The sequence below is a fragment of the Streptomyces sp. CNP082 genome (genome assembly GCF_059570535.1).
This window is the reverse complement of sequence record NZ_JCANSZ010000056.1, coordinates 34,593-46,946: the sequence shown is the minus strand read 5'-3', so window position 1 is coordinate 46,946 and position 12,354 is coordinate 34,593. Positions and strand designations below refer to the sequence as shown.

13 protein-coding genes and 1 pseudogene are annotated in these 12,354 nt (G+C 72.3%); 8 read left to right on the top strand and 6 right to left on the bottom strand.

What is annotated here, in order from left to right; genetic code table 11:
* Nucleotides 1–469, top strand: a 469-nt coding sequence (locus tag B124_RS30890; RefSeq protein ID WP_496506296.1) for a PepSY domain-containing protein, incomplete at its 5' end; no start/stop codon positions are given.
* Between the two features lie 63 nt (nt 470–532).
* Here the strand turns inward: B124_RS30890 and B124_RS30885 are convergent.
* Nucleotides 533–1,048 carry an anthrone oxygenase family protein gene (locus tag B124_RS30885; RefSeq protein WP_496506295.1) on the bottom strand — a complete coding sequence of 172 codons (516 nt, stop codon included), beginning with the start codon at nt 1,046–1,048 and terminating at the stop codon, nt 533–535.
* 238 nt (nt 1,049–1,286) lie between these two features.
* Here B124_RS30885 and B124_RS30880 point away from each other — a divergent pair, with 238 nt between their 5' ends.
* From B124_RS30880 to B124_RS30860, 5 genes and pseudogenes are all read left to right on the top strand, one after another.
* Nucleotides 1,287–1,514, top strand: a complete 228-nt coding sequence (locus tag B124_RS30880) for a FitA-like ribbon-helix-helix domain-containing protein (protein ID WP_496500103.1) — start codon at nt 1,287–1,289, stop codon at nt 1,512–1,514.
* A complete protein-coding gene (locus B124_RS30875; protein ID WP_496506294.1) occupies nt 1,511–1,903 on the top strand; it encodes a type II toxin-antitoxin system VapC family toxin in 393 nt (130 codons plus the stop codon). The genes B124_RS30880 and B124_RS30875 overlap by 4 nt, the downstream gene beginning before the upstream one ends.
* A gap of 94 nt (nt 1,904–1,997) precedes the next feature.
* Nucleotides 1,998–2,936 (top strand): AraC family transcriptional regulator, encoded by a 939-nt coding sequence (locus B124_RS30870; RefSeq protein ID WP_496506293.1) that lies wholly within the window; start codon nt 1,998–2,000, stop codon nt 2,934–2,936.
* A gap of 176 nt (nt 2,937–3,112) precedes the next feature.
* Nucleotides 3,113–3,373: pseudogene (locus tag B124_RS30865) on the top strand (calcium:cation antiporter family protein); the annotation flags it as partial.
* Nucleotides 3,374–3,452: 79 nt separating this feature from the next.
* Nucleotides 3,453–4,559 carry a DUF3533 domain-containing protein gene (locus B124_RS30860; protein WP_496506292.1) on the top strand — a complete coding sequence of 369 codons (1,107 nt, stop codon included), beginning with the start codon at nt 3,453–3,455 and terminating at the stop codon, nt 4,557–4,559.
* Between the two features lie 279 nt (nt 4,560–4,838).
* Here B124_RS30860 and gad read toward each other — a convergent pair whose 3' ends face one another.
* Nucleotides 4,839–6,221 carry a glutamate decarboxylase gene (gene gad, locus B124_RS30855; protein WP_496506291.1) on the bottom strand — a complete coding sequence of 461 codons (1,383 nt, stop codon included), beginning with the start codon at nt 6,219–6,221 and terminating at the stop codon, nt 4,839–4,841.
* Nucleotides 6,222–6,361: 140 nt separating this feature from the next.
* Nucleotides 6,362–7,102: a hypothetical protein gene (locus B124_RS30850; protein ID WP_496506290.1), complete on the bottom strand. Its 741-nt coding sequence runs from the start codon at nt 7,100–7,102 to the stop codon at nt 6,362–6,364.
* A 682-nt stretch (nt 7,103–7,784) separates the two neighbouring features.
* Between B124_RS30850 and B124_RS30845 the strand changes: the two genes are divergently transcribed.
* Both B124_RS30845 and B124_RS30840 read left to right on the top strand, forming a co-directional pair.
* Nucleotides 7,785–8,078: a hypothetical protein gene (locus tag B124_RS30845; RefSeq protein ID WP_496506289.1), complete on the top strand. Its 294-nt coding sequence runs from the start codon at nt 7,785–7,787 to the stop codon at nt 8,076–8,078.
* A gap of 15 nt (nt 8,079–8,093) precedes the next feature.
* A complete protein-coding gene (locus B124_RS30840; protein ID WP_496506288.1) occupies nt 8,094–8,714 on the top strand; it encodes a hypothetical protein in 621 nt (206 codons plus the stop codon).
* Here the strand turns inward: B124_RS30840 and B124_RS30835 are convergent.
* The 3 genes from B124_RS30835 to B124_RS30825 form a co-directional block, all read right to left on the bottom strand.
* A complete protein-coding gene (locus B124_RS30835; RefSeq protein WP_496506287.1) occupies nt 8,675–9,529 on the bottom strand; it encodes a hypothetical protein in 855 nt (284 codons plus the stop codon). The genes B124_RS30840 and B124_RS30835 overlap by 40 nt on opposite strands.
* Nucleotides 9,526–10,935 carry a putative T7SS-secreted protein gene (locus B124_RS30830; protein ID WP_496506286.1) on the bottom strand — a complete coding sequence of 470 codons (1,410 nt, stop codon included), beginning with the start codon at nt 10,933–10,935 and terminating at the stop codon, nt 9,526–9,528. Before B124_RS30830 ends, B124_RS30835 begins: the two co-directional genes overlap by 4 nt.
* Before the next feature lie 196 nt (nt 10,936–11,131).
* Complete coding sequence (locus B124_RS30825) at nt 11,132–11,938, bottom strand: SAM-dependent methyltransferase (RefSeq protein WP_496506285.1); 807 nt, start codon at nt 11,936–11,938, stop codon at nt 11,132–11,134.
* Between the last annotated feature and the right edge of the window lie 416 nt (nt 11,939–12,354).

Sequence of the window (12,354 nt, the reverse complement as noted above, 5' to 3'; positions counted from 1 at the left end):
CGACGACCGCGACGACCGCGACGACCGCGACGACCGCGATGACCGCGATGACCGCGATGACGACTGGGACGACCGCGACGACCGGGATGACGACTCGGACGACGACGGCGACGACGACCGGGGCGAGGCCGAGGCGCTCGCCGCGGCGAAGGTGAGCGTGGACGAGGCCATCGCGGCGGCGCTCCAGGAGCGGGCCGGCATGGTGGAGTCGGCGGAGTTCGACGGTGACGACGACGACCGCGGCGGGGCCCACAAGTGGGAGATCGACATCCTCGGCACCGACGGCAGGTGGTACGAGGTGCACGTCGACGCCGACAGCGGTGACGTCTTCGCGGACCGCGGTGACGACAGCGACGGCCGCGACGACCGGGACGACCGGGACGACAACGGCGACGACAACGGCGGGTCGACCGACCGGGACGACCGGTTCGAGCCCGGCGACGACCGTGACGACAGCGACGGCGCCTGATCCGACGGCGAAGACCGGCGCCGGGACCCCGTGCTCCCGGCGCCGGCCGCTTGCCGCCACCCGCTACCCCTTGCCGGTGGCGCGTCCGTACTGCAGCAGTGCCCAGGTCACGCAGCCGAAGGAGAGGACGGAGAGGACGGAGCGGACGTTGTTCCACCGCACCCACCTGTCCTCCATCCGCTCGCGCACGGCAGCCAGGTCCTTGATCTGGTCGACGGCGCCCGCGGCGTCCAGCTCGTCGTTCATCGGCACGTTGACCGCGAAGGTGATGACGAGCACGGCCACGTACAGGACGACGGCGGCGATCAGCCACGGCAGCGCCTTCGGCCTCTGGTCGCCGTCCGCGCCGGCCAGCAGGCCGCCGGCCAGCAGCAGGAAGACGATCGCGCCGCCGAAGGTGAGGGCGAACCAGCCGTTCAGCATCGCCTTGTTCATCTGCTGAAAGCTCTCGACGAAGGTGCGGTCGCTGGCGCGGGCCAGGCCGGGCATCACCGAGTACGACCAGACGTAGAACAGTCCCGCGCTGAGCCCGGTGGTGAGGACGGCCGCGAGCAGCACCGCCGAACGGAAGTCAGACATTCCAGGCTCCTCTCCCGGCGGCTTCGCGCACGAAGTCGGTGAAGTCGCGGGGGGCGCGCGCCAGGGCTTGCTGTACGCCGTCGGACAGGTGGGGGTGTGGCCGGGTGGTGGGTGCACTGGGATGTGTCATACAGCCAGTCAAGCCGCGAACGGTTGGACGTTCCATGACTCAAAGGCGCGCCCGCATACGCGAGCGTCTAGCTACGCGGTGGCGCCAAAGAAGCGCTATTATGCATGCATGGCCACGGTGCAGATCAGAAACCTCGATGACGATGCCTACGCCATACTGCGTCGGCGTGCGGCGGATTCGGGCAGGTCGCTCCAGGAGTACCTGCGCGTCGAGCTGGAGCGCGTCGCGCTTCGGCCCACCGTCGCCGAGGCCCTGGCACGGGCGCGAGCCGAGCTGACCACCGAAGTGTCGATGGATGACATCGTCGCGTTGCAGCGTCAGGAGCGCGGCGAGTGATCGTGCTCGACAACTCGGCCTTCGTCCTGCTGCTCACGGATGCCGGGCCGGTGGCCAAGGCGCTGGCCGACCGGCTCGACGGATCCGAACTCGCCGCCCCCAGCGTGATCGACCTGGAGGCGGCGAGTGCGCTCAGGGGGCTCTTGCGAGGCCGCAAGATCACCGCTGGGGATGCGGACCACGCCCTGGCGCAGATTCCGGGTTTTCCCATCGAGCGGTTTCCGCACCAAGGGCTGCTGCCGAGGATCTGGGAGCTGCGGGACAACCTCACGCCCTACGACGCCGCCTACGTGGCGCTCGCCGAGCAGCTCGGCGCGCCCCTGGTCACCGGCGACGCGAAGCTGCAACGTGCGTCGGGCGGGCGCTGCGTCGTCGAGGCGTTCGGCTGAGGTCTGCGCCGGGCCCGGCCGGGTGGTGCGCCGGAAGCGGACCGACATCTCCTGACCGGGGAAGCTCACGTGTCCGCGCCCTACCCTGGCCCGTATGGACTCGCTCGCCGGACTCCTCGACAGCCCCCGCGCACGCGGCGCGTTCATGATGCGCGCGATCCTCGACCCGCCGTGGTCGGTGCGGATCGTGGACCGGGCGCCGCTGTGCATCGTGGCGCTGGCGAGCGGCACGGCGTGGGTGACGTACGACGGCGCGGAGCCGGTGCGGGTGAGCGAGGGCGAGATCGCGATCATGCGCGGCCCCGACCCGTACGTCTTCGCCGACGACCCGGCCACCGAGCCGCAGGCGCTGATCCACCCGGGCGGGCGCTGCGAGACGCCGGCTGGCCACAGCCTCGCCGGGGACATGGACCTGGGCATACGGACCTGGGGGCACAGCACCGACGGCGCGGCGAAGATGCTCATCGGCTCGTACGAGCACACCGGGGAGATCGGCGCGCGGCTGCTGGACGCGCTGCCGCGGCTGGTGGTGCTGCGCCGGGACACGTGGGACTGCCCGCTGCTGCCGCTGCTGGAGGAGGAGATCGTCCGGGACGACCCGGCGCAGGCGGTGGTGCTGGACCGGCTGCTGGACCTGCTGGTGGTGGCGGCGCTGCGGGCGTGGTTCGCCCGGCCGGAGGCGCAGGCGCCGGGGTGGTACCGGGCGCAGGGCGATCCGGTGGTGGGGCAGGCGCTGAAGCTGCTGCACAACAACCCGGCGCACCCGTGGACGGTGGCGGAGCTGGCGGCGCGGGCGGGGGTGTCGCGGGCGGCGCTGGCGCGGCGGTTCGCGGAGCTGGTGGGGGAGCCGCCGATGACGTATCTGACGGGGTGGCGGCTGGCGTTGGCGGCGGATCTGCTGCGGGAGCCGGAGGCGACGGTGGGCGCGGTGGCGCGGCGCGTGGGGTACGGGAGCCCGTTCGCGCTGAGCGCGGCGTTCAAGCGGGTGCACGGGGTGAGCCCGCAGGAGCACCGGCTGGCGGCGGTGGGCTGAGTCGGCCGCGGGGCGGCTCGGGGCGTACAGGACCAAGGCGTACGGGACCGGGGGCTGGGGCGTACGGGGGCCGGGGACTTGGGGCGTACGGCGCCCGGAGGCCCGGCGCGTACGGGACCGCCGTCCGGCTGCGCACGATGAGCGGGGCCGCGGGCCGCGTGCCAGTGTCGGAAGATGACCGGGTGCAGACGAGCCTGAACCTGGCGTACGGGTCGGCGATCGCGAGCATCGGGCTGACGATCCCGGCGGTGGCGCTCGCGTCGGTCTGGCTGGAGGGGCCGCTGAAGCTGGGGCTGGGGAGCAATCAGTTGGTGCTGCTGACGATGACGGTGGCGGTGGGGACGCTGACGGTGATGCCCGGGCGGGCGACGCTGCAGCAGGGCGGGGTGCATCTGGTGCTGTTCTTCGCGTATCTGGTGCTGGCGGTGCTGCCGTGAGGGAGCCCGTGGGGGGCGCGGGGAGGCCGTTCGGGTGCCTGGAGGTGCGGGGTTGGGCGGCGTCGCGGACGCTGAGGTCATGGGTCTGGACAGCGGGGACGGCCTGGGAGGCAGCGGGGCGGCCGGCAGTGGGACGGCCGACGGCGGGGTGCCCGGCGGCGGGCCGGGGGGCGATGGGGGCTTCTGGCGTGAGGTGAGGGACGCGGTGACGCCGCGCTCCGCGCTGCTGGTCCTGGGGGTGCTGGCGCTGGGGGTGCTGTTCATCGCCTCGTACGCGGGGGCCTTCCACTCGCCGAAGCCGAAGGACATCCCGTTCGGGGTCGTCGCCCCCGAGCGGGTGCGCGGGGAGGTGACCGGCCGGCTGGACGGGCTTGAGGGCTCGCCGCTGTCGGCGCGGGCGGTGTCTTCGCGGGCGGCGGCGACGGAGCAGATCCGGGACCGCACGCTGGACGGCGCGCTGGTCGTCGACCCGCGGGGGCGGGCGGACCTGCTGCTGGTCGCGGGCGGCGGGGGGCAGTCGCTGGCGGACGCGGTACGGGAGGTCGTGACGACGGCGGAGCGGGCGCAGGACCGGGACGTACGGACGGTGGACGTGGCGCCGGCGGACGCCGGGGACGCGCGGGGGCTGTCGGCGTTCTACCTGGTCGTGGGGTGGTGCGTCGGCGGGTATCTGTGCGCGGCGATCCTCGCCGTCAGCTACGGCGCCCGCCCGTCGGACCCGCGGCGGGCGGTGATCCGGCTGGCGGTGCTGGCGCTGTACGCGATCCTGCTGGGGGTGCTGGGGGCAGTGGTGATCGGGCCGGCGCTGGGGGCGCTGCCGGGCAGCGTGGTGGGGCTGGCGGCGCTGGGGGCGCTGGTGGTGTGTGCGGCGGGGGCGACGACGTTCGCGTTCCAGGGGATGCTGGGCGTCGTCGGGATCGGGGCGACGGTGCTGGTGATCGTCATCGCGGGCAACCCGAGCGCGGGCGGGGCTTACCCGTATCCGCTGCTGCCGCCGTTCTGGCGGGAGATCGGCCCGGCGCTGATCCCGGGCGCGGGGACGTGGACGGCACGGTCGATCGCGTACTTCGACGGGCGCGCGATGACGGGGTCGCTGCTGGTGCTGGCGGCGTGGGCGGTGGGCGGGGCGGTGCTGACACTGGTCTTCGCCCGCGTACGCACAGCAGACGCCCAGCACTTGAACTGACCCGGCACCCCCGCACGCCCGGATCCCCCGCACGCCCCGCACGCCCGCATCCCCCGCACGCCCCGCACGTCCCGCATCCCCCGCACGCCCGGCACATCCCGCAACCCCGCACGTCCCCCGCACTCCCGCCCAAGGGTAGGCCGCCCCGCTGACAACGCCCCGCGGCCGAGGCGCCGTCGCCCCCGGCGCGGAGGTGGCCGACGCCCGCGACCGCATCGTCATCCCGGGGTCCGGCGGCACGCACCACCACCGGGTGGCGGCCACGCGGTGGGCGCGTCCTCAGTGGTGGAAGCCCGGCTGGTGCGGCGCCGGTGTCCCGGCGCCGTCCTTCAGCCGCTCCAGCGCCGCCCGAACATCCGCCGCCAGCAACTCGACCTTGTCGTGGCTGATCCCGTGCCTGATCAGCACCCGCTGGATGACCGTCTCCTCCCGCCGCGGCGGCAGCGGGTACGCGGGCACCTGCCAGCCGCGCAGCCGCAGGTGCTCCGTCAGGTCGTACAGCGTGAAGCCCGTGCCCGCCGGGTCCGTCAGCGTCCACGACACCGCCGGCAGCGCGCCGCGGCCGTCGTACAGCAGCGTGAACGGGCCCATGCCGGCGATCTGTCCGCCCAGCCACTCGGCGCTGGCCGCCGCCGCGCGGTAGATGCGGCGGTAGCCCTCGCGGCCGAGCCGCAGCAGGTTGTAGTACTGCGCGACGACCTCGCCGCCCGGCCGCGAGAAGTTGAGCGCGAACGTCGGCATGTCGCCGCCGAGGTAGCTGACGCGGAAGACCAGTTCCTCGGGCAGCAGGTCGGCGGAGCGCCAGATCGCCCAGCCGACGCCGAGGGGCGCCATGCCGTACTTGTGTCCTGAGGCGTTGATGGACGCCACGCGCGGCACGCGGAAGTCCCACTCAAGACCGGGGTGGAGGAACGGCGCGACGAAGCCGCCGCTGGCGGCGTCCACGTGCACGGGGACGTCCAGGCCCGTATCGGCCTGGATGGCGTCGAGTTCGGCGGCGATCTCCCTGACCGGCTCGTAGTCGCAGGTGTACGTGACGCCGAGGATGGCGACGACGCCGATGGTGTTCTCGTCGACGTAACGGCGCAACTGGTGCGGGCGCAGCCCCGTGGCGTCCGGCTCCAGCGGCACCTGGCGCAGCTCGACGTCGAAGTAGCGCGCGAACTTCTCCCAGCACACCTGCACCGGCCCGCACACCAGGTTCGGCCGGCCGGCGGGCCTGCCCTCCGCCTCGCGGCGCTTGCGCCAGCGCCACTTGAGCGCCAGGCCGCCGAGCATCGCGGCCTCGCTGGAGCCGGTGGTGGAGCAGCCCATGGTGGTCTCGCCCTCAGGGGAGTGCCACAGGTCGGCGAGGATGTGCACGCAGCGGCTCTCGATGTCGGCGGTCTGCGGGTACTCGTCCTTGTCGACCATGTTCTTGCCGATGCACTCGTCCATCAGCTCGTGCACCTCGGCCTCGGCCCAGGTGGTGCAGAACGTCGCCAGGTTCTGCGCGGCGTTGCCGTCGAGGGCCAGTTCGTCGCTGATGAGGGCGTATACGGCGCGCGGGTCGGAGACGTCCTCGGGCATCCGGTACTTGGGCAGCGCGTGCTCGCTGATGGGCATCGCGTAGACGTCGTCGTGCGGTCCGGCGACGCCGCGGCCGGTCTGGTGCAGGGGCACGGTGCGGCTCCTCTGGTCCCGTGCCCGCCCGCGCCCATACGCGCGGGCGCGGGCGGGCGGTGGGCGGGCGGACGGGCGGATGGCGGATGGGCGGACGGGCGAGCGGACAGGCAGAGGGGCGAGCGGGCGGGCGGCGGGCGTCAGCCGCTCCAGGGCACCGTCTCGCCGGGCGCCGGGGTCTTGTCGGGGACGGGCTGGTCGAAGGAGAAGTCCGCGACGTGCTCCTGGCCGTCGCCGGTCGAGGTCGCCCGTACCGGGTACGGCGTGCCCGTGGTGGCGACGGAGAGGACCAGTTCCTTCCCGTCGTGCTTGCCCGTGACCTCGACGACGGGCACGCCGCTGACGGTCGTCTCGCCGCCCTTCTCCAGGGGGCCCGCGGAGGCGGCGTCCTTGAGGCCGTCGCGGTACTCGTCGATGCTGCAGAGCCTGGCGAGGTCGGAGAGGCCCTGGTCCTGGGCGGTGCCCTGGAGGTACTTGCCCTCCAGCTTCCGCACGTCCCCCGTCCCGCCGGCGGGGAGGTTGTTCCTCAGCCAGGCGGCGTCCGGCTTGGCCCACACCCTGTCGGCGTGCCTGATGATCTCCAAGCTGCCGCCGTCTGCGGCGTAGTCGACGGTGCCGACGCAGTTGTCGGAGCGGTCCGCGGAGACCTCGAGGCGGGCCGGCTCGTGGCGGTCGAGCCCGGAGCCGTCCCTGCTCATGGTGACGTGGAGGGACCGGGCGTCGTTGAAGGAGCCGGTGGCCGTGTTCGCTATCCCGGTGGCGCTCTTCTCCGCGACGCCGTTGTCGTCCTGTGCCTGGGCGGCTCCTGCGGTGCCGACCAGAGCGGTCGCGCAGAGCGTGGCGCCGAGGGCGCCGAGGGTCGCTTTCCGCGTGCGGGGCATCGGATTTCCTTCCAGAAGGAAACAGCAACGCCAGAATCGTACATTTAGGGCAAAGCGGTCGCACGACCGGCGTAGCGTACGGGCGTACGCGCCCGCGGACACGCCTGCGAACAGGCCGATCCGGGGAGCAGCGCGAGACGCTCCTCATGGCCGACGACCTCCGCCCCGTCCGGCCGGGCCGCTGCCCCGGCGGGCTCCCCGACCGCGCCGGCGCCACCACCCGCTGCACCGTCCGCTACGCGGACGTGGCGGTGCCCTGGCAGGTGGAACTCACCCGCACCCCCCGCGACGCCGCCGGCGACACCGCACAAAAGAACCGCCCCCGCTACGCCGTCCGCCCCCTCACCAGCGTCCACACCGCCGAGGCCGTCTACGCCGCGTACGCCCGGCACGTCGGCCGCAGCGACGCCGACGGCCCCTGGCCCCCCGCGACCCGCGCTGCGACCGGCTCCCCGACGTCTTCACCGCGGCACCGGGCGAGGACACCGGCTACTTCTGCCAGGACATCCTGTGGTCGTGCCGCAGCGGCGACTTCGACTTCGCCTGGAACGACCTCCCCGTCCGCGCGGACGAACACGGCGACGTCACCTTCGAGTAGCCGCAGCCGGGACAGGGTCCGCGGGCACCCGCCGCTGGTACGGTGGCCGGGCCGGCTTCGGTGGAGTCCGAGGGGAGCGTCCGGATGTCGTTTCTGAGGTTCGCCTACGACGAGGTCAGGGAGATGGCCCGCACGCTGGAGGAGAGCGGCGGCCGGATGAAGAGCGCGTCGAAGGAGATGACCCGGGTCGACGCCAGCAGGATCGGCCACGAGGAACTCCACTCCGCGTGCGACGACTTCGCCGGCTCCTGGGACTACGGGTTCGGCCAGTTGTCGAAGATGACCAAGGGCGTGTCGTCGTTCACCAGGACGGCCGCCGAGGAGTTCGAGAAGCTGGACGAGAAGCTCTACAACGAGCTGATGGGCAAGGGCGGCTGAGCCGGGGGAGCCGCCATGCGGATGCGACGCTACCTGCGCAGGATGCTGGAAGAGGGCGACGCGCTCGGGGAGTTCAGCACGCCGATCCCCTGGCCGTCGGTCTGGCTCTTCGCCAAGTTCGCCTACTGCGCCGAGCAGTTCGGCTACCGCTACGCGGGCCTGGCCACCGGCGTCCCCGCCGGTCTCCGGCCGCCGCTGCACACGTTCCGCCGCCTCCCCGACGCCCGCAGCCGCGCCGAGCGCACCACCCGCGACTACCCCCGCGCGCTCCGCGGCGGCCGGCTGCCCGGCATGTACCCCTGGCCCGTACCGCTGATCGCCCGCGGCCCCGCCCGGCGTGAGGTCCGGCTGCTGCACGCCCGCATCAAGGCCGACTACTTCGGCGTGGTGGGGCACGAGCCGGTGCGGGGGCTGGCCGTCAAGATCTTCGCGGTCGTGATGGTGGCGGTCCTGGTGAGCGGGGGCGTCGGCGAGCCGCTGGTGTTCGTCGCGGCCGGCGGTCTCGCCGCGGCGCTGATCCTGCTGATCGCGTTCTCCAAGGTGTTCATGCGCCGGCGCCGCGCGTCGTACCTGCGGCTGCTGGCGCGCGAGGGGATTCAGTGGCCGCCGCCGGTGACGGCGGCCCCGGAGCGCTGAGCCGCCCCGCTCTCCCCACCCTCCCCGTCCTCCTCCTCGTGCTCCTCCCCGTGCTCCTCGTGCTCCTCCTCGGGCTCGTCGGGAGCCTCGAAGGCGAAGGTCCGGCCGATGGCGGAGAGCCGCTCGGTGTACTCGTTCAGCAGGTCGACGCAGGGCGTCGAGATCGTGACGTACACGACGTAGTCACGGGGCGCCGGGACGATCAGTTGCAGCGCGGCGAGGGAGACCGTCGCGGGCACCATGGCCGGGCTGCCGTCCGGCGGCGCGTCCCCCTCCCGTATCGATGCCGCGATGTCCGCCGACGCGACCGCGCGCACCGACGCCGACATCACCCCGGGGCCGCACGGCAGGTGCACGGCGAGCAGCGTGTCCTTGCTGCCCTGCCGGCCCTTCGCCCGCGGCAGGTCGACCTCCGTCAGTTCCGGCTCACCGGCGAAGAGGGCCTGCTCCTTCGCCCGGTAGATGCCCTCCGCGGCCATCAGCCGGTCGCCGTGCCCGCTGGGACGGGCGGAGACGGCCAACAGGCCCTGGGAGAGCCGGTAACCGTCGTCGGAGTCCTCGATCCCCAGGCACACCGCGACGTCCACCAAGGTCTCCTCGGCGACGAGCAGCGTGGGCAGGCTCCGCAGCATCTGCCGGGCGTACACGGCCCGTTCCACCTCATCCGCCGCGGGGAGCAGTTCTACGGCCGCCTCCTGCCAACCGGCAAGCCGGATCGGATCCCGTACGTGCACGAACGCGTCCGGCAGCTCGTACCGGAAGGCGTACCGGACGTTCTCCGGGACGGGTCTCTCGGGGTCCGTGGGCGCGGTCATGAGCCCGTCCGGGGGGATATGCCGCTGTCGAACGTGCTGCCCGCGGACGCGAGCGGCTTGCTGAGATCCCGGTTGGGCTCGACGAAGTCCCACACCTTCGGCGCCGTGCCGACCAGGGGGATGTCGCCCGTGTTCCAGTCTCCGTACCAGGGCGCTCCCTCCTCGAAGAAGTACCGGCCGTTGATGTTGGACCCGCCGGCCAGGGCGACACCGCCCTGCGTCCACCTCAGGTCCTTCAGCGCGCCCGTCTTGAGCATCGACTCACCCTGGCGGATCAAGTCGTCCCCCTTGCTGATCCAGCGGTACGACTGGCGCATCTCCCGGAACGCCTGCAGGGAGTTCTGCGCCCCGGTGCGCAGCCCCTGGAGCCCCTCCTTCACCTTCCACGGCTTGCGCATGAAGTTCGACGCCATGGCCTTGAAGCCGGCCGTGTTCTTCAGCGTCTTCGCCGCGTTGAGGCTGTCCGTTCCCAGGGTCCTGATGGCGGTGCCGGCGCTCTTGAGGTCCTTGCCCGCCTTCGCCAGCCGCATCCCCTTCACCGCCCGGAACCCCGCGAAGACCCCCGCCGCGTCCCAGGCGAGGGTCTGCCACGTCACGCCCTCCGCGCCGCCGAGGAAGGCGGCCCCGTGGAAGAGCAGCGCGCCGCCCGCCAGGGCGAGCCCGATCCAGCCGAGCCCGGGAACGCCGAGGAGGGCCAGGATGCCGACGACCATCGCGGCGTCGGCGAGGAAGTCCCCGATCGCCTTCCAGAAGTCGGGATCCGTGATGGAGGCGAAGGCGTTCTCCAGCATGTTGCCGAGATCGTTGATCCGCCGCTCGAACCAGTTCGGCTTCGGCGGCGCGTCGTCCGCCGCGTCCCGCAGCCGTCTGGCGGCGGTCCTGGCCTCGACGTCGAACTCGCCGTTCAGGGTGCGCGCACGGCTGCGGATGCCGTCCAGCTCGCCCTGGGCGTCGCTCAGCGCCCGCTCTTTGCCCCGCTTCTCCTTGCCGTGGTCTTCCTTCTCCCGGTCGGACATGCCCTCGGTGTCGGCCGGCAGCCCGTCCACCGCCCCCTGGGCCGTGGACACCCGCCCGGCGGCGTCCGCGGCCTCGTTCTCCAGGCGGCGGGCCGCGGCCTGGAAGCGGGTGAGGCTCGTGTGCCACGACGAGAGCGCACGGTGGGCTTCGTCGAGGGAACCCAGCGCCTTCTTCAGATAGGGCGGGATCTCGGAGACGCTCTCGCTGAACTTGTCGGCGGCCTTACCGACCCAGATGCCGTCCGACGTGCCGATCTTGTTGACCTCGGTGTGGGCGGAGTTGCCCTCTCCACTCACCCGCCCCACCAGCGCCACGAGGGCCGACAGATCGTCGAGATCACCGGGCGCGGGGTCGAACCCCAGATGGGGGAAGTCCCTCTCGGTACTCACGTGCCCTCCCAGTCCACCGCCTGAACAGAGCGCTCCTTCGGGGAAAAGCACGCCGCCGCCCGCGCGTTCGGTTCCCTTGGAGGAGCACGTACGGTTCCACACGAGGACCCGCCGCCGGAAGACTTCTGGCCAAGTACAGTACGCGCAGTCAACTGCCGTGCCGGCGTTTCCGAGCGGTCCTCCGGCAGACGTGGTGTCAGGGCTTGCGGGCGACGCCGCAGTACGCGGCGACCTCCGGCGGCAGGCCGCCGGACGGAGTGCCCTCAGGGCGCCAGCGGGAGGTGGAGATCACGCCGGGCTCCAGCAGTTCCAGGCCGTCCAGGTACGCGGCGATCTGCTCGGGACTGCGGTTGTAGTAGCGATCCCCGGAGGTCTCCTTGTTGTGCCGGTCCGTGGCCGCGACCCGGCCGGGGTCGGTGGTGGTCCCGTCGTTGATCACCAGGTAACTGCCGGACGGCACCGCCGCGACGAGCCGGCGGACGATGGAACGCGCCTCTTCGTAGTCGGCGACATTCCCCATGATGCCCAGCATGATCAGCGCCACCGGCTGCTCGAAGTCCAGCGTCCCGGCGGACTCGGCCAGGATCCGGTCCGGGTCGTGCACGTCGGCGTCGACGTACGCGCAGGTCCCCTCGTCACTCGATGCCAGCAGCACCTGGGCATGCATCAGCACCAGGGGATCGTTGTCCACGTACACGATTCTCGCCGTGGGCGCGATGCGCTGCGCGACCTCGTGGGTGTTGTCCATGGTCGGCAGTCCGGTGCCGATGTCGAGGAACTGCCGGATGCCCGCCTCCCCGGCCAGGTACCGAACGGCACGCCCGAGGAAAGCGCGGGACTGCCGGGCCACGTCCTCCACCCCGGGGAACAGCTCCTTGACCTTGTCCCCGGCCTGGCGGTCGGCCTCGTAGTAGTCCTTGCCGCCCAGCCAGTAGTTCCACATACGGGCGGAGTGCGGAACGCCCGGGTTGAGCCGGGCGTTCAGTTCGCTGTCGTACCCCATGAGGGCCGTCCTTGGTCTGCGCGCGGCGGATGTCAACACACAACCTAACCACGGGTGTCGGCACGCGCACACACAGTTCGGCACGAGGTGGCGCCGGACCGGGCGGTCAGGCCGCCTGGAGGGGGGCGTCCTCGCGCCATTTGAGGATCAAGTGCCTCCACCACCGCGGTGACCTGCGACTTCACCACGAGACCGTCGCTGACCAGCAGGAACTCCCTTCACTGGTTCCTGCTGGTCGGCGGCGTTTTCGAGCCCCGTGTGCCCTGCATGTGCCCTCACACTACGCAAGGCCGGCTTCCATCTCAGCACCCGTCAGACCGCTTGCCATGACGATGCCACTCCCACCATGATCGAACCTCGGAGCGGAGCCACAGCCGAGCACGCCCCGGCCCAAAATCCACTATCGGGCGCGGCAT